Here is a 17,318-nt window from a genome sequence, read left to right as displayed (position 1 = left end):
TTTGTATAACCTCATCTATCGGAAATCCGCGGGATTTGGCACCTTGAATAATCAGGCTGCCGGGTTTCATAGGGCCTCGTCCCTCCACCACTCTTGATAAGGAGTTTGTTCAATAATAGCATATAGTTTTTTTAATGTCAACAATATTATTGTAAAATTTTTCTCTCAAAAAACCACTTAAATTACAATGTTGTATTGTTTCTACTGCTTGAAATTTTAATAATCTGCTAATCATCTATTCTTATATTTCCCCAATGGATTTCATTTATTACATTTATTTCAAAATTGGTCATGCAGAGTTTTTTTAAAATCCTGTAATGGAACTTTTTAATTCTCCCTACGTCTTAAATATTATCTGCATTTCTATAAATTGCTAACACATGGGGAAATTTAGGTGTTAAATTGTTATTTAAATGTGGTATAATGGAATATAAAATTGAAGGGAATGATACAATGATTATTAAAAAGATCGCGGCTGTTTCAGCAGCCATTGCTCTATTGATGGCATCTAACGCGTATGCCAGCAGTTTTTACACAGTATACGACTTAACAGAACAAACAAGGCTCTCCACGGGCATTACATATGAAAGTATAGAAAGGTACACTTCTCTGGGGTGGATGAACATCAATGTCATAAGAGCTGATTTGACGGATAAATACACAACTGTTGACCCTATAACCAATGCAAATGGAGTATCTAACAGGGCCTCCTTAAGCTCCATGATGAAATCCTCAGGGGCTGTTGCAGCAGTTAACGGAGACTTCTTCTACATGGGAAGCCCTACATACACATATGGTCCTCTTATTTCTGACAGTAAAATAATAACGTCACCTCTTCCTTACAGTTACGGTTATCCGACTGTATCAAGGTTGCTGAACGGTTCTGTTAACATATCCGTATGGAACCCCAAGATTACACTTTACGGCTCAGACGGCACAGTCTTTGATGTTACAGTAATGAACAAGACTTCATCGTTGGATTGGGCTCCAACAATTCTGACAACAGACTGGAATAAAACTTCACCAGGATACACAAACAAGGACATTGTTGAAGTTGTTGTAAAAGAAGGAACAGTTTCTGAAGTGAGAAAAAACCAGCCTTCAACATTGATTCCAACAGACGGATATATAATAGCAAGTTCCAATCAGACTTCAATGGAACAACTGCTAAAATCATTCCAGCCGGGCAATCCTGTATCTCTTGACATAGAGCTTGATTTCAGCCCTGAAAATGTTGAATGGGCTTTCGGGGCACTCAATTACCTGGTAAAGGACGGACAGTTCAATGAAGCAAGCAGCGAGGTGCTTGGATCAAATCCTAGAACTGCCATTGGATTTAACAAAGACAACACTGAAATTATAATGGTTACAATCGACGGAAGAAACAAAAATTACGTTGGAGTAAAACAAACAGAACTTGCACAGATAATGATAGACCTTGGAGCATACACTGCAGTAAACATGGACGGCGGCGGATCAACAACAATGGGAGTTGATTTTCTTAAAAACTCCAATGTAACAGTGGTAAACATTCCTTCTGATGGAAGAGAAAGAAGCATTGCTTCCGGTGTGGGAGTTTTCAATAATTCTCCTGACAGCGACAACATAAACAAAATTGAAATAACAGCAGATAAGGCAGTTTTTAACAACACTGAAGCCGCCCTTGAACTTAAGTTTTACAATGAATATTTTACACCTGTGAATGTAAAAACAAGCGAAGTAGATTACGCTGTAAAACCTTCAAATTCAGGCAAAGTAGTTAACAACATATTTTACCCCAGCAAGTCAGGAAATGTCACAATAACCGCAACTGTAGGAAATGCATCAGGAAGCATTGATATTGAAGTGCTTGATAGTCCTGTAGCATTGGAATTTGATGCAGAAACACTGGTTATGTCCCATGGAGACACCTACAATTTAGGCAATGCACTGGGAATTGACAAAGACGGAAAAACAGCATACATTCCTTCAAAATACCTTTCATATTCATACAGGAACAAGGTTGGTAAAGTAACTGACGGAATTTTCACTGCGGGAGAAACAAGCAACACCGGTGCCATCACTGCAACATTCGGCAATGCAGTCAAGAACATAATAGTAAAGGTTGGATATAGGTTCCAGACCCTTAACAGATTTGAGAATTTGGAAGGTTTGAAGCTTAACTTGTATCCCGAAGGTTCTGATGGCAAAATCTCCATTACTGATGAAATTGTAAAGGAAGGCTCAAATGCATTGAAGCTTGATTATGACTTTACGAAAATGACTGATCAAAGCATTGCATTCATAGAGTTCGGAGACAACGGTCAGGGAATTAAACTTGAAGAAAAGCCAAAGGCAATTGGAATGTGGGTTTACGGTGATGGCAAGAATCACTGGTTAAGAACAAGAATAACAGATGCCTACGGCAATGAAATAAAAATAACATTTGAAGATGAAGTGAATTTTACAGGCTGGAAGTGGGTTGAAGCCTTCATTCCTCAGGGAACAGCATATCCGGTCACATTAAAGAATATTTATCTGGCAGAAATCAATGAAACAAGAAAAGATTCCGGAACCATTTACATCGACAACTTGAGAATAATGTATGAACCTAAAGACAAAGCTTTAGGACTCAGAGACGAAACACAGTTTATTGATTCAATGAAGATTTCTTCAATAAAAAACTTCACGGAAAAACTTTCGATAACTGCTGAAAAGTCTGAATTATCAGGTTCAAAATCTGGAAACATAATATACTTTGACGGCATTGTTTCTAATGGAACCATGAGTGCAAACAACACCACAATGTGGAACAACATAAAAAGCTTTGAAAACTATAAGGACAAAGTTCTTGTTCTTTCTCTGAACAGCAGTCTTGACAAAATAAACGACCAGCGTGAAGTCGAGGTTTTAAAAGCTATTCTTGAAAAGTCGTCTAAAAATAATCAGGTGTTTGTTGTTTTCAAGGGAGCAGAAGAAAATACTGTAATAGAAAACAATGTGAGATACATCACTTACGACGACACATTTGAACTTGGTATAACTGATGGAGGAACCTCATATAAAAATTGACATTATAACCATTTAAATGTTATATTGTAAATAACGATATTACAATATTGATAAATGTCTAGGAGGAACCATGTGGAAAGAATTTAAAAAGTTTGCATTCAAAGGAAATGTTTTGGATATGGCAGTGGGTGTTATAATGGGTGGAGCCTTCGGCAAAATAGTTACCTCAGTGGTAAACGACCTTATAATGCCTGTACTTGGGTATTTAATGGCAGGCATGGACTTCAAAACAATGAAGTATGTCATGAGCCCTGCGGTCATGGATGGAGAAACCGTGGTAAAGGCTGAAGCTGCAATACTTTACGGCAATTTCATTCAGAATGTTGTAGATTTTTTAATAGTAGCTGCATCAATTTTCCTGTTTGTAAAGCTGATAAACAAATCAAAGGAAAAACTGATAAAACAGGAAGCTCCTGCACCTGCAGCACCTAAAGGTCCTACTCAAGAAGAGATTTTAATGGAAATTAGAGACTTGCTGAAAGAAAAATAAATTCAAGAGCCTTCGGGCTCTTTTTTATTAATTAAATCAATTTTCCTTGAAATTTATTTTTTTTCTGTTAGAATTAGATAGTAAAATAACACTTGGAGGAAATTATGAGTTTATATACAGAATGGACAGAAACATTAAAAGGAATAACAACACAAGAAGAATATCAGGCTTTTTTTAATGAATATATGACAAAAGAAACTGAATGCTACAAAAATATTCTTCAGACAAAAAATCCTGTTATGGAAGGAACAATAAAAGAACTGGCAGAAAAAAACAACATGACTGCCATGGAGTTTGTAGGATTTTTAGATGGTGGAAACACAAGTTTGAAAGAAACATTGGAGCTTGAAAACCTGGAAGAAGATACTCAGATAAAAGTTGAATTCGACTTTGAAAAACTTCTCTGGAACATGCATGATTCAAAAGCAGAATGGCTTTACGGCATGGAAGAGTGGAAGAACATTTTTGATGATGAAAAAAGAAAAGAAATAAAAAAAGATTTCAACCGTTCAAAAATAGTAGTAAAAGGTGAAAAGGTCGGAAGAAACGATCCATGCCCATGCGGTTCAGGAAAAAAATACAAAAAATGCTGCGGTAAATAGCCGCTGCAGGGGGGATATTATGAATAAGACAAAGGGTCTGATCTTTGCTATTTTAGCAGCTTTTATTTATGGTTTCACCCCTGTTCTTGGAAAACTGACTTATCTGGAAGGAAGTAATTCTATGTCTCTGACATTTTACAGAAACTTCCTTTCAATACCTCTTCTTTTCGCCATCCTAAAATATAAGAAAATTCCGGTTGCGGCTGACAAAAATGAACTTAAAAAGCTTGCAATACTAGGATCAATGGGTTCAACTCTCACAGCCCTTACGCTATATGCATCATACAACTACATATCTGTAGGCATGAGCACCACTATTCATTACATATATCCCGTGCTAGTAACTGTTGCCTGTGTGTTTATTTTCAAGGAAAAAATAAGCAAGGAAACAATAATCGCCCTTGTTCTTTCAACAGTGGGTGTATTAATGTTTTTTGAAGGTAACTTCAGCCTTGTTGGCATATTTCTGGCGTTGTTGTCAGGAGTTGTTTATGCCGCTCATCTGTTGTTCATCGATAAAAGCGGACTGAACAAAATGTATCCTTTTAAAATAACATTTTATGCTGCAATATTTTCATCAGTTTATTTGTTTATTTTTGGGACAATTACCAACACCTTGGTTTTTAAAATGACTGCAACAGGATGGTTTTTTACATTTCTGGTGGCATTTTTCGTTTCATTCCTGGCAAACACATTTATTCCAATAGCCGTAAAAAACGTGGGACCAACATCCACATCAATATTAGGGATGTTTGAACCAATAACAAGCATTTTGCTTGGAATAATCTTTTTAGGTGAACCAACCACCTTGAGAAATGTTGCTTCCTGCATTTTAATTTTAGCCGGTGTACTGATTGTAACGGTTTCTAAGGACAAGAACAAATAGAATTACATCAAAAAAGCATTAAGCTTTTTAAGCTTAATGCTTTCTTTATTATTTATAGTAGCTTTTATAATAAAGAGCAGGAACCATTATGCCTCCTCCTATGAAATTACCAATGGTTGCTGCAATTATATTCTTTAAAATCAGTGCAGCTGTCACAGAAGAATTAAACAGCATCCCCATGGGCAGAAAAAACATGTTTGCTACAGAATGCTCATAACCGCAAAGAACAAAAAGCATTACAGGGAACCAGCACCCAAGAAGCTTTCCTGCAGTATCCCTTGCCGTCAGTGAAAACCACACACCAAGAGACACAAGAATGTTGCACAATATTCCTCTCATAACAACCTGCAAAAATGAAAGTGACACCTTTGCATTTGCAACCTGAGCAATTGTTTCTGCAAGAATGGGTTTAGCATATGCTCCACCTAAGTACAGTATTGCCACTGCCAGGAGAGCACCTGCGAAATTTCCAATCCACACCTGCACAAGTGTTTTTATAAAATCTTTCAAACTGATTGATTTATTCAAAAATCCAAATGTCATGAGACAATTTCCTGTGAAGAGTTCTCCTCCCACCAATACAATAAGCATGAGTCCCACAGGGAAGACTGCTGCTCTTAAAAACAAGCTTTCATATGCAACTATGAAGCCATGCCCTCCCAATGCAATATAAAATCCTGCTGCTACACTTAAAAGCATTCGTTTTCCCAGAGGATACGAGGCTTTTACTGTTGATGAATTTATTAGAGCATCTGAAGTTTCCTTTGGCGATAAACAAACATTGCTCAACTAACCACCCCTTTGTATTGAATATAATATGAGGAAAAAAGGCTGCTTAGAACAGCCCTTTTATTTTTCCGTCAACGTCAACATCTATGTTTTCTGCAGCAGGCACCTTTGGAAGTCCTGGCATTTTCATAATGTCTCCTGTAAGAGCCACTAAAAATCCTGCTCCTGCTGATATGGTAATGTCTCTGATTGTAATTTTAAATCCAGTAGGTCTTCCAAGAATCTTAGGATCATCTGTAAGAGAGTACTGGTTCTTAGCCATGCATATTGGCAGATTTCCAAATCCAAGCTTTTCAAAGTTGGCAATTTCCTTGCTTGCCTTTGGAGAAAATTCAACAGTCTCTGCACCATACAACTTTGTTGCAATGGCTTTTATTTTATCTTTTATTGGAATATCAAGTTCATATGCAAATTCTACGTTGCTTTCTTTTTCTGAAAGCCTTAAAACTTCTTCTGCCAGTTCCTTGCCGCCTTGGCTTCCCTTGCCCCACACTTCAGACAAAGCAACATTTACTCCAAGCTCCCTGCACCTGTCTTTTATGAGATTCAGTTCAGCCTCAGTGTCTGTAGGGAATTTGTTTATGGCAACAACTGCAGGAAGTTTAAACACCTGAGTTATGTTTTCGACATGCTTTAATAAGTTTGGAAGTCCCTTTTCAAGAGCTTCAAGGTTTTCGGCTCCAAGGTCTGCCTTAGCAACTCCACCGTTGTACTTAAGTGCTTTTACTGTTGCAACTATTACTACAGCACTTGGTCTTAGACCTGTTGTCCTGCATTTTATGTCTATGAACTTTTCAGCTCCAAGGTCTGCGCCAAATCCTGCTTCAGTAACAGTGTATTCAGCAATCTTGCTTGCCATTCTGGTTGCAATAACTGAATTACAGCCATGAGCAATGTTTGCAAATGGTCCTCCGTGTATGAATGCAGGAGTTCCTTCCAATGTTTGTACAAGATTTGGTTTAAGGGCATCCTTAAGAAGAGCCGCCATTGCTCCATGAGCCTTCAGTTGACCGGCAGTTACAGGTTCTCCCTTTCTGTTGTATGCTACTATTATATGTGATAATTTTTCCTTTAATTCAATTATGTCATTTGACAGACAGAATACAGCCATTACTTCTGAAGCAACTGTTATGTCGAAGCCGTCTTCTCTTGTTACTCCTTCTGTCTTTCCTCCAAGGCCGTCCACTATGTGTCTTAGCTGTCTGTCATTCATGTCAACAGCTCTTCTCCACACAATTCTTCTTGTGTCTATGTCAAGCTCGTTGCCCTGGTGTATGTGATTGTCAATCATGGCTGCCAGAAGATTGTTAGCAGCTCCTATGGCATGAAAATCTCCTGTAAAGTGAAGATTTATGTCTTCCATGGGAACAACCTGTGCGTATCCTCCTCCAGCTGCACCGCCCTTTACTCCAAATACAGGTCCAAGGGATGGTTCTCGAAGAGCGATTATTGTTTTTTTGCCAAGGCTTGAAAGAGAATCTCCAAGTCCGATGGTTGTTGTTGTCTTGCCTTCCCCTGCCGGAGTAGGGTTGATTGCTGTCACAAGTATGAGTTTAGCTTCATCGTTATCTTTTAATTCGTTCTGCAGATATCTGTAATCAATTTTAGCCTTATATTTACCATAATTTTCAACATATTGGTCCGGTATTTCTATTTTGTCCGCAATGTTGTTGATAACTTCCATTTTCGCCTGCTGTGCAATTTCAATGTCGCTTAAAAATTCTGCCATAAAGACCTCCTGATTTAAAGTTACTGTTAAATTTCAACTATTTCACGTTGATACCGGGATATGTTATCCCACTAATATTATATATTTTTTTTGCTTTAATGCAAAATAATATTTCTTTATTACGGTTTTTTAACTTTCTTTGAATTCTTCAAACAATCTTTCAAAATCCTCAATGCTGTCCTTGATGTGGTAGACATGCTTTTCTTCAGGAAAATTTCCGCATCTCACATCATCGGCATATTCCTTGAACGCATTTGTTACAACTTCAGCGAGATTGGCATACTTTTTTGCAAACTTAGGTGTGAAATTCTGAAACATTCCAAGAAGATCACCTAGTACAAGAACCTGTCCATCACATGGAATTCCTGCTCCTATTCCGTAAACAGGAATAGTGAGTTTTTTTGAAATAAATTCAGTGAGTTCCGGTGGCACACCTTCAAGCAAAAGGGCTAATGCTCCTGCTTCCTGAATTGCCAGAGCATCTTTAATCAATGATCTCGCGCTGTCCACATAAAGACCCTGGGCCTTAAATCCGCCAAGCTGCCCTGCGCTCTGAGGGGTCAGTCCTATGTGCCCGAACACCACTATTCCGGCATCAGAAATGGCTTTCACTTTACTTGCAACCCTTGCTCCACCTTCAAGCTTTATAGCGTCGCAGTTTGCTTCCTTTAAAAACCTGCATGCGTTATATACTGCATCTCCGTCTGATATGTGATATGATCCGAAAGGCATGTCTCCAATGATGAATGTGTTTGGCGCACCCCTTCTCACAGCCTTTGAATGAATTATACAGTCTTCCATTGTTACAGGAACCGTGCCGTCATAACCGTACACAATCATGCCCAGGGAATCGCCTACAAGTATCATGTCCATCCCTGCCTGCTCAGCAAAAGATGCCATGGGGTAGTCATAAGCAGTAACCCATACCGCTTTTTCGCCGCTCTGTTTCATTTTATGCAAATCCAATATGCTTTTTTTCTTTGCCACTTGTAACCTCCTGCATCTTTTATTATTATTTTCCTAGTCATGGTAAATTAACTTCTCAAACTTGTGTTTACGTTTACCCAATTATAGTATAATGTTCGCAGAATGTCAACAGCGCCGTAATGTGTGAAAATTCTGGCACTGTTGATATTGCAGTATTACAGCAATCGCCTTTTATTTTTTGTTTATACTTTCTGCAGCGAGATGCCCGGTTGAAAAATTTGCCTGTATGTTGAATCCTCCAGTGTCTCCATCATAATCAATTACCTCTCCGGCAAAGTAAAGACCGGGAACAATTTTTGACTCCATTGTTTTTTGATTGATTTCAGATGTTTTCACACCACCCCTTGTGGCCATAGCAATGTTGTAGTCTCCAAGTCTTTCCACTGTGAGGCTGTGTTCACAAAACATCTCCATAAGCTTCTTCCTTTTACTTTTATCAAGTTCACTGCACATCTTGTCTTCTTGTATTCCTGTAATCTCCATTATTTTATCAGTGAAGCGCTTTGGCATGTCAAGAGATTTGAGCACAGTCTTCACATTGTACTTGCCTGAGCTGAAAATAATATTTTCAAAATCAGTTTTAAATTCTTCAGCATTTGGAAAAGAAGTGAAATTGATTTTAAGCACATCTCCCTTTTCCATATATCTAGAATTGTTGAGTATGACAGGTCCTGAAATGTTCACGTGAGTGAAAAGCATGTCTCCTGAAAATTCCTTGATTTTTTTGTTGTTTCTCCAAAGACTTATTTTGATGTTTCCAAAGGATATTCCTGACAAATCACTGAATGGGTAATTTTCCACATACACCGGTGCCAGACATGGTTTTGGCTGTTCTATTGTGTGCCCTAGTGACTTTGCAAGTTCGTATCCGTCACCGGAAGAGCCAGTGTTAGGGTACGATTTTCCACCAACAGCAATTATGAGATTTGTTCCTGCATGAGTGTTCTTTATTGTTTTCACCAGAAACATGTCTTTATCTTCATCCCTGCTCACTTTTTCTACTGACTCATCATATATAATTTTCACATTGTTTTTTCTGCACTTTTCAATTAATGCTTCAACTATATCTGATGATTTAAATGATGCGGGAAAAACTTTACCGTCTTCTCTAGCAATGGTCTCTACTCCTGATTTCTCGAAAAACTCCACTGCATTTTTGTTTGTAAAGCTGAAAAGGGCAGTCTTTAAAAACCTGCCCCTTTCGCCGTATCTTGTTAAGAATTCGCTCATCTCACAGCTGTTTGTGAAGTTGCATTGACCTGCCCCTGACAAAAGAATTTTCCTGCCTGCAGCGCTGTTTTTTTCAATGAGCAGCACACTTTTGTCCTTGATGCTACAAGCAGCAAAAAGACCTGCTGCACCTGCTCCTATTACAATGACATCATATTTCATATTATCACACTGTTTTTCCTTCTGAATTATCACTTTGGCCATCCAATGAATCCTCTGATTCTATTGTGTCCATATTTTCATTTGCACCTGTTTCATCAATGCTTTTTATGCTGTAAGCTTCCTTCATTTCTTCAATATTAATTGTTGCCGAAACATTATATTCTATTCCCTGATCCTTGTATGTTCCTTCAAATATAATGTCTTTATCATCAACACGGAATGATGTATATTTGTTCTTGCTGTCAAGCTTAAGCTCCTGGTCTGATGACAGACCAAAGTCATAAAGAGAGAAAACATTGCTTTCAGGATTTTGAATCAGCACTGTTGAAGTGTCAGGCAAAAGATATATTTCACCCTTTGCTTTGAATTCTCCTGCAACCCTGCTGTTCTCAGCATCAATTATTTTTTTATCACCGCTTCCGGAATCAATGACTATGAACCTATCCTGTAAAAGCCACTGCCACTTTCCTGACCTTTCAAAACTTGCCCCTTCGATTATTGAAGGCTTGTCTTCACCTATAGTCCACGTGAACACCTGGCTGAATTTTTCTCCGTAGCCTGTTGTAAGAAACAATATTTTGCTGTCTGTGGACTGAATTATTTCAATTTTTCTGTATGAATCATCAAGTGATGATATGCTGTCGTTCAAGTAAGATATGATGCTGTTCTTGTCTGTTCCTTCTGATTTAAAATCAGGTAAGTCATCACTTACAACTATGTCGAGTAATGATTCAGCTTCTTGAAGCCGGGAAATTATAGCTTCATTGTTTTTAGCAAGATTCAGATAGTCCTTCTCCAATTTTTCAAGTTCTAATTTTTTGCTGTCAAGTTCAGTCTTTAAGCTTTCATTTTCCTTCTTCATTTCCTCCGCACTGAGTTTTCCCGTATATTCAGAAGGCTTCACTCCTGTTTCCACAGATGCCGGCAGTCTGGTGCAGCCCGATAGAAGTGACACAAAAGTTAAAGCTAACATCAAAATTATTGCAGTTTTTTTCATATAATCATCTCCTTGTCTTGAAGTAAAAAGTTGCTCCGCAACTCCGCTAAGGGGACCTATGTCCCCCTTCGGCGTAAAAAATACTAACGTATTTTTTACTGAGCACCCCCCTTGACGGCAAGGGCGTCCCGCCCTTTGCAATCCCCGTTTTTATAATATAGGAAAGAGAACTTTCCTATATTATAAAAAAGCATCTGTTCCCAGATGCTTTTGTTTACTGTATCATTATGCTTGCTGCCACATATTCTCCGCTCTGGGAAATAGCAGTGCTCAATATGTTTTCGCCTTCCTTCAGATCCTTAAAGTATTTTGTAGATCCTGTTGTGTCAAATATCTTTGTATTGTTTGTAACGGTAAGGTAAACCAGCTCCTTTTGACCGTTGTCCTTAACATTTTGCATCATGATTATTTTGTCGGTTGAATTGATGTAGATTATTTTTCCTGAGAAGCTCTTTGCAGTCTGCAGCTGAGCTGCCTCTATTGTAACAATTTCATTGCCTGAAGTATTGACACTTACATTGTAGCCAACCCTAAGGTCATAAATGGTTGCATTGTTGCTTCCTATGGTAATTATAACATTGTTGCTCACAGCATATTGTGTTGTTTCACCATCTTCGTCGGCAATTTTAATTTTGTTGTCATCCCCTATTATAATTTCCTTAATAGTTCCGCTCATTTCAGCTTCTTTTGCAATAGTGTTGATGGCAATCATATCATCATATTCTGTTGTTACAGTAACTTCATCTCCAACCCTTACCTGGTCAAAGCTTGAATCTTTATCGTTTCTTGTTACATCCACATCGCTGTTGAACGTGAATGATTTAATAACGCCTTCTTTAGTCTTCATTTTAACCACTATAGGATAATTGTAGTCGATGGCAGTTATGGTTCCATTGAATTTCTTTATTCTGCTTATGGAATTAATTTGATAAACCTTATCGTTATCTATGTACAATGTGACTTCATCATTTTTACTAAGTTCCTTAAGTGCTATTTCCTTGCCGTCAAGGTATACTTTAACGTCCGTAGGCATATCATATGTAATTTTATCGTCGTCTTCATCTATTATGGTAATTTTTGCAGGAGCAACGTATGCAACGTAATAAATAATGCCCCTTACCACGTCTGTTGAACTGTCTGCTTCCAGTTTCACTGCAATTCTTTCGCTGTCTATCTTGCACTTTACAAGCATGTCCTCTTTAAGCTTGTCTATATTTACAGCCTTCCCGTTTAAATAAATAGCTGTATCCTTGTTTATTTTAACAATGCTTTCAACTTCGCTGTCGTTCTTTACATAAATGTATGACTCTGCAGTACCTGTCGAAACCTTTGTTATTATTCCGTTCAATGATGTTGTGGGTACATAATCGTCAAAGTCAGGATACACATCATTTTCATCTATATATTTCCACGCCTTGTCCAGCAAAGTTGCAATTTCAGCCCTTGTAATTTTATTTGATGGATTTATATTTTTATTTGAGTCTCCTGTAAATATATCCTTGTCATACATAACATATACATAAGGTCTTGCGGATGTGGATATTTTAGCTGCATCAGCAAAGGGAAGAGTGTAAACCTTTAAATTCTGAGCTTCATCTCCAAGCATCATCGCCTTTGTCAGAAGTACTGCTATTTCTTCTCTTGTTGCTTGCTGGAATATTGTTTTCTTTGCAAACATGTCTTCAATACCGTTTTCAGAAACAACTCCAAGCTCGATTATAACCGATAAATATTCAAAAGACCATTCACTGTACAATGTGTTTGTCATTTTCTTAAGTGAAGGTTCATATTCTTCAACTATCTTTTCTTTCAAGTCATCGTCTATGTCATAAAGTCTGGATATCATCACCAAGGCTTCCAACACCGTGACATTGTTGTCAGGTTTGAACGTTCCGTTATCATATCCGGATACAATCCCCTTTGCTGCCACTCTCTCTATGTAGCTTTTAGCCCAGTGAGTTGATATATCAGTAAATGCAGCGGCATTTGCAGTCATTGTAAACAGCAGAGAAATTACCACAGTTAACAATAATATTTTATTAAGTATTTTACTTTTCATAATACCTCCTAGCCATCCATATTTGAGTAAATTATATCACAAAAGCATAGTATCTGCAATTTAATTTATTGTTTTGCGCGGAATTATGACAATTTACGGCATTTTATCCAGAAGGGCAAAAAAGAGCAAATTTGAAAAAAATATTGACTTTCTGCAATAATATGATAGATTTTAATCATGAAATACATTTCGGGGGTTAGTATGTTATTAATCTTAAACAAGAATGTTGATGAATACGAAGTTCATATAATAAAAGAAAAAATATTGAAAATGGGTTTTGAATTAAATGAAATAAACGAGCCCAATTACCACATATTAAGCATTATAGGCGACACAAGCAAAATAGACCCGGACGTGTTCAAGGCCTATGAATACATAGATAAGGTTGTATTTGTACAGGAGCCTTACAAAAAAGCAAACAGACTTTTCCATCCCGATGACACCCACATAAAAGTTGGAAAGGAAACCATAGGCGCAGAAAGACTGTCCATAATGGCAGGACCATGTTCTGTTGAAAGCAAAGAACAAATATTATCAATTGCCCAATCAGTCAAAAAAGCCGGAGCTTCATTTTTAAGGGGAGGAGCCTTTAAGCCCAGAACATCCCCCTACAGCTTTCAAGGTCTTAAGGATGAGGGGTTGGAGCTTTTGAAGTACGCGAGAAAACAAACAGGTCTTCCAATTGTTACAGAGATAATGTCAACAGAATATATTGACGAATATGTTGAGAACGTAGACATAATACAGGTTGGGGCCAGAAACATGCAAAACTTTGAGCTTTTAAAACAGCTTGGGAAGACCAGAAAACCCATATTGCTCAAAAGAGGCCTTTCTTCCACTGTTGAAGAGCTTTTAATGTCCGCAGAATATATTTTGCTGGGAGGCAACGACAACGTGATTTTATGCGAGAGAGGCATAAGAACATTTGAAAATTACACGAGAAACACACTTGATTTAAGTGCGATTCCAGCAATTAAAAAACTTAGCCATCTTCCCGTAATAGTTGACCCCAGCCACTCCACGGGAATGTGGTGGATGGTAGAGCCCATGGCCATGGCTGCTGTGGCTGCAGGAGCCGACGGACTTATAATTGAAGTTCACAACGATCCTGAAAATGCATTGTGTGATGGAAATCAATCCATAAAGCCGGAAAAATTCACACTTCTAATGGAAAAATTAAAACTCATTGCCCAGGCAGTTGGAAGAAAAATATAAGTTGAAGGGAATATAATAATGGAAGAATACAGAAAAGAAATAAACTCAATCGATGATGAACTGGTGAAACTCCTGGAAAGAAGATTTAATGTGGTTCTTAAAATAGGCCAGTACAAAAAAGAACATGATCTTCCCGTATATGATGAAACAAGAGAAAAAATGGTTATTGAAAACTGCGTGAGCAAATTAGAAAACAAAAATTATTCACGCCACATTGAAGACGTATATCATCAGATAATGGACACATGCAAGGATTTGGAGAAATAAATAAAAGGGCTTTCGCCCTTTTTTTATTCCTGTGCCATTTTCTTTACCTTTTCAAATTCATCTTTTATTTCATCTGAAGGTTCAGCTGTCATTTTTGATACTGCATAAATGAAAATGCAGGAAACTATAAATGCAGGAAGCAGTTCATATACTCCAAAGAATCCTCCCATTGGCTTTAAAATCAGCTTCCAGACAAATACCGCAGTTCCTCCTGACAACATGCCTGCAATTGCACCTTCCCTGGTTGTTCGTTTCCAGAAAAGCGAAAATATTGTTATTGGGCCGAATGTAGCTCCAAATCCTGCCCATGCAAATGATACTATTGTAAAAATAACGCTGTTCTCATCAAGAGCAATGATTACTCCTAAAACAGAAATCAATACAAGAATTATTCTTGACATGTTCATTACCTGTTTGTCTGTTGCATCTTTTTTGATGAGATGCTGATAAATGTTTTTTGAAAATGCAGAAGCTGCTATTAAGAGATATGAATCAGATGAACTGATTGTAGCAGCCAGTATACCCGCCATTACAAATCCCGCAAGCACAGAAGGAAGCAGTCTTGATGTAAGCACTATAAAGATGCTTTCAGAAGCGCTGTAAGTTGTAAGCTGTGCAGGGAACAAGGACCTTCCTATTATTCCCAGGGCAACAGCTGCTCCAAGAGAAATTATAACCCATACAGTGGCAATTCTTCTTGACTGTGTAAGTTCCTTTGGATCTCTTATTGCCATGAATCTCAGAAGAACCTGTGGCATTCCAAAGTAACCAAGACCCCATGCCATAGTGGATAAAATTGTGTACCACCCATACTTACCAGCTTCATTAAACTGAGGAACACCATTTATTATCTCTTGTGTTCCGTCAGCTATCTTTGGGGAAGCAATGCCGAAAAACTCGAAAAATCCTGGAATTGATTTTGCATTTGATGCAACAATTGCCAATCCTCCGGCTGCCGATACCCCCACAACCAATATTGTAATGAGCGCAAAAATCATAACGAAGGCCTGCATGGTGTCAGATGCTGTCTCAGCCAGAAAACCTCCCACAAATGTGTAAAACAATACAAACATTGCACCTGCAATCATCATGTACTGGTATTTGAAACCAAACAGACTATTAAACAATTTTCCTACTGTGACAAAACAGCTAGAAGCATAAACCGTAAAGAAAACAAGAATGAATATTGCTGAAATGGTCATGATAATTTTATTTTTTTCTTTAAAACGGTTGCTGAAAAAATCCGGAAGTGTTATGGAATCGCCTGCAACAACTGAATAATTATGAAGTCTTTTAGCCACAAAAAGCCAGTTCAAATATGTTCCTGCAGCAAGTCCTATAGCTGTCCATGCAGCATCGCTTAAGCCATACCAGTATGCAACCCCGGGAAGACCCATCAAAAGCCATCCGCTCATGTCGGATGCTTCCGCACTCATGGCTGTAACAAGAGGGCCCAGTGACCTTCCGCCCAAAAAATAATTCTCGCTGCTTTCATTGGCTCTCCTTGCAAAATACAGTCCGATGCCGATTACAACAGTCATGTAGATTATCATTGAAATAAAAATTTGAAATGTGTCTCCTTTCATAAACAACCTCCTTTTAGTAGTTATTTAATTATATTACCACTTTTTTATTATATTAATCACATCAGTAAATTTTAACAATGTAATAAATATAAGTATAAATGCATTTTTAAATGGTGTCAAGTGTAAATAATGGTCGTGTTTTTTGACATGCAAAAAAGACAGATGATCATCTGCCTTTTTGTTCATAGGATAAAAATTAATTTATCAGCTTGTCTATTACTTCTTTTACTGTGGTCATCTTGTCAATGCTGTCAAGATTCGCTCCGGAAAAAATCAATCCATCTTCGCCGTTTACCGCATCAATTAAGCCTCTTGATATGCAGTATGGAATTTCTCTAGGATTGCATTCTGATATGCAGCCGTAGCACTTGTTCACAATACATCCGTTTTCCATGGAATTTGTAAGGAAGTGAGTCTGTATTGCTCTTGCTGGCATACCAACAGGACTTTTGATTATCATTACATCTTCTTTTTGTGCATTTATATATGCACGCTTGAAATTATCGTGGGCATCGCATTCAGCTGTGGGAACAAAAATGCTTGCAAGCTGAAAGCCATCTGCTCCTGCATCTGCCAGCTCCATTATATCTTCCTTTGTTCTAAGTCCACCTGCAGCTATAACAGGTATTTTAACTCCATATTGTTCTTCATAGGAAGCAATAAGTTCTTTAACCTCAACTACAATTTCCTTCAAGGACTTGTAAGTTCCTTCAATCATTTCTTCCATCTTAAATCCAAGGTGACCTCCGGCCAATGGTCCTTCCACCACAACAGCATCAGGCAGACGGTCATGTTTGAGCCAGCTTCTTATGATTATTTTTGCAGCCTTGGCAGAAGATACTATGGGGGCAATTTTTGTTGCCGAGTCCTTTACCAGCTTTGGCAAGGCAACGGGAAGACCTGCTCCTGACACTATAAGATCTATTTTTTCCTCAACAGCTTTTTTTACATAAAGTTCATAGTTGTTCATGGCTGCCATAAAATTCATGGCTATGATTCCTTTTGTTTTTTCTCTTGCTTTTTTTATTTCTTTAGCAATTGCTCTTAAATTTGCTTCTACAGGATTTGTTTCGAAATCAGACTCTCTGAAACCTATTTGTACGCCTGATATTGTTCCGATGCCACCCTGGTTGGCAACGGCTGCTGCAAGGTTGGAAAGCGAAACGCCTATGCCCATTCCTCCCTGCACTATAGGGATTCTTGCTGTCAAATTTCCTATTTTCAATTCTTTTAATTCCATATATTCTCCATTGTTTTAAATATCTAGT

General features: G+C 37.9%; 14 protein-coding genes and 1 riboswitch. Of the genes, 6 read left to right on the top strand and 8 right to left on the bottom strand.

Annotated elements, in window-relative coordinates; translation table 11 throughout:
- Positions 1-8 precede the first annotated feature (8 nt).
- Positions 9-103, bottom strand: a riboswitch (SAM riboswitch).
- A gap of 350 nt (positions 104-453) precedes the next feature.
- The 4 genes from LY60_RS15425 to LY60_RS15410 all read left to right on the top strand — a co-directional run bounded on the left by LY60_RS15425 (position 454) and on the right by LY60_RS15410 (position 5,029).
- Positions 454-3,051 carry a phosphodiester glycosidase family protein gene (locus tag LY60_RS15425; protein ID WP_212633499.1) on the top strand — a complete coding sequence of 866 codons (2,598 nt, stop codon included), beginning with the start codon at positions 454-456 and terminating at the stop codon, positions 3,049-3,051.
- Between the two features lie 70 nt (positions 3,052-3,121).
- Entirely contained in the window at positions 3,122-3,541 is a 420-nt protein-coding gene (mscL, locus tag LY60_RS15420; protein WP_145085914.1) for a large-conductance mechanosensitive channel protein MscL, read from the top strand.
- 104 nt (positions 3,542-3,645) lie between these two features.
- On the top strand, positions 3,646-4,143 hold the full coding sequence (locus LY60_RS15415; protein ID WP_212633498.1) for an SEC-C metal-binding domain-containing protein: 498 nt from the start codon (positions 3,646-3,648) through the stop codon (positions 4,141-4,143).
- Between the two features lie 19 nt (positions 4,144-4,162).
- Positions 4,163-5,029, top strand: a complete 867-nt coding sequence (locus LY60_RS15410) for a DMT family transporter (RefSeq protein ID WP_145085911.1) — start codon at positions 4,163-4,165, stop codon at positions 5,027-5,029.
- Positions 5,030-5,077: 48 nt separating this feature from the next.
- On the opposite strand, the gene LY60_RS15405 is transcribed toward LY60_RS15410, so the two are convergent.
- The 6 genes from LY60_RS15405 to LY60_RS15380 form a co-directional block, all read right to left on the bottom strand.
- Positions 5,078-5,818: a formate/nitrite transporter family protein gene (locus LY60_RS15405; RefSeq protein WP_145085908.1), complete on the bottom strand. Its 741-nt coding sequence runs from the start codon at positions 5,816-5,818 to the stop codon at positions 5,078-5,080.
- Between the two features lie 46 nt (positions 5,819-5,864).
- Complete coding sequence (locus tag LY60_RS15400) at positions 5,865-7,547, bottom strand: formate--tetrahydrofolate ligase (RefSeq protein WP_145085905.1); 1,683 nt, start codon at positions 7,545-7,547, stop codon at positions 5,865-5,867.
- Between the two features lie 129 nt (positions 7,548-7,676).
- Positions 7,677-8,534, bottom strand: coding sequence for a 3-methyl-2-oxobutanoate hydroxymethyltransferase (gene panB, locus LY60_RS15395; RefSeq protein ID WP_145085902.1), 858 nt, complete (start codon positions 8,532-8,534; stop codon positions 7,677-7,679).
- Positions 8,535-8,705: 171 nt separating this feature from the next.
- Positions 8,706-9,968 (bottom strand): BaiN/RdsA family NAD(P)/FAD-dependent oxidoreductase, encoded by a 1,263-nt coding sequence (locus LY60_RS15390; RefSeq protein ID WP_145085899.1) that lies wholly within the window; start codon positions 9,966-9,968, stop codon positions 8,706-8,708.
- Positions 9,931-10,923: a hypothetical protein gene (locus LY60_RS15385; protein WP_145085896.1), complete on the bottom strand. Its 993-nt coding sequence runs from the start codon at positions 10,921-10,923 to the stop codon at positions 9,931-9,933. The genes LY60_RS15390 and LY60_RS15385 overlap by 38 nt, the downstream gene beginning before the upstream one ends.
- 214 nt (positions 10,924-11,137) lie before the next feature.
- Positions 11,138-12,982, bottom strand: a complete 1,845-nt coding sequence (locus LY60_RS15380) for an S-layer homology domain-containing protein (RefSeq protein WP_145085893.1) — start codon at positions 12,980-12,982, stop codon at positions 11,138-11,140.
- A 201-nt stretch (positions 12,983-13,183) separates the two neighbouring features.
- On the opposite strand from LY60_RS15380, the gene aroF reads away from it, so the two are divergent.
- Positions 13,184-14,197, top strand: coding sequence for a 3-deoxy-7-phosphoheptulonate synthase (gene aroF / locus LY60_RS15375; RefSeq protein WP_145085890.1), 1,014 nt, complete (start codon positions 13,184-13,186; stop codon positions 14,195-14,197).
- 18 nt (positions 14,198-14,215) lie between these two features.
- Positions 14,216-14,464 carry a chorismate mutase gene (locus tag LY60_RS15370; protein WP_145085887.1) on the top strand — a complete coding sequence of 83 codons (249 nt, stop codon included), beginning with the start codon at positions 14,216-14,218 and terminating at the stop codon, positions 14,462-14,464.
- Positions 14,465-14,487: 23 nt separating this feature from the next.
- Here the strand turns inward: LY60_RS15370 and putP are convergent, their stop codons facing one another.
- A complete protein-coding gene (gene putP, locus LY60_RS15365; protein WP_145085884.1) occupies positions 14,488-16,050 on the bottom strand; it encodes a sodium/proline symporter PutP in 1,563 nt (520 codons plus the stop codon).
- Positions 16,051-16,246: 196 nt separating this feature from the next.
- Entirely contained in the window at positions 16,247-17,290 is a 1,044-nt protein-coding gene (locus LY60_RS15360; protein ID WP_145085881.1) for an NAD(P)H-dependent flavin oxidoreductase, read from the bottom strand.
- Positions 17,291-17,318 lie beyond the last annotated feature (28 nt).

Origin of the sequence: Sedimentibacter saalensis, from assembly GCF_007830175.1 — a bacterium.
Classification (GTDB): domain Bacteria; phylum Bacillota; class Clostridia; order Tissierellales; family Sedimentibacteraceae; genus Sedimentibacter; species Sedimentibacter saalensis.
This window is presented reverse-complemented; position numbering and strand designations above follow the sequence as displayed.

Excerpts from the sequence above, each read along its gene's own strand:
- LY60_RS15425 (WP_212633499.1), top strand. The coding sequence starts at position 454 with ATGATTATTAAAAAGATCGCGGCTGTTTCAGCAGCCATTGCTCTATTG.
- mscL (WP_145085914.1), top strand. The coding sequence starts at position 3,122 with ATGTGGAAAGAATTTAAAAAGTTTGCATTCAAAGGAAATGTTTTGGAT.
- LY60_RS15415 (WP_212633498.1), top strand. The coding sequence starts at position 3,646 with ATGAGTTTATATACAGAATGGACAGAAACATTAAAAGGAATAACAACA.
- LY60_RS15410 (WP_145085911.1), top strand. The coding sequence starts at position 4,163 with ATGAATAAGACAAAGGGTCTGATCTTTGCTATTTTAGCAGCTTTTATT.
- LY60_RS15400 (WP_145085905.1), bottom strand. The coding sequence starts at position 7,547 with ATGGCAGAATTTTTAAGCGACATTGAAATTGCACAGCAGGCGAAAATG.
- LY60_RS15390 (WP_145085899.1), bottom strand. The coding sequence starts at position 9,968 with ATGGCCAAAGTGATAATTCAGAAGGAAAAACAGTGTGATAATATGAAA.
- LY60_RS15385 (WP_145085896.1), bottom strand. The coding sequence starts at position 10,923 with ATGAAAAAAACTGCAATAATTTTGATGTTAGCTTTAACTTTTGTGTCA.
- LY60_RS15380 (WP_145085893.1), bottom strand. The coding sequence starts at position 12,982 with ATGAAAAGTAAAATACTTAATAAAATATTATTGTTAACTGTGGTAATT.
- aroF (WP_145085890.1), top strand. The coding sequence starts at position 13,184 with ATGTTATTAATCTTAAACAAGAATGTTGATGAATACGAAGTTCATATA.
- LY60_RS15370 (WP_145085887.1), top strand. The coding sequence starts at position 14,216 with ATGGAAGAATACAGAAAAGAAATAAACTCAATCGATGATGAACTGGTG.
- putP (WP_145085884.1), bottom strand. The coding sequence starts at position 16,050 with ATGAAAGGAGACACATTTCAAATTTTTATTTCAATGATAATCTACATG.
- LY60_RS15360 (WP_145085881.1), bottom strand. The coding sequence starts at position 17,290 with ATGGAATTAAAAGAATTGAAAATAGGAAATTTGACAGCAAGAATCCCT.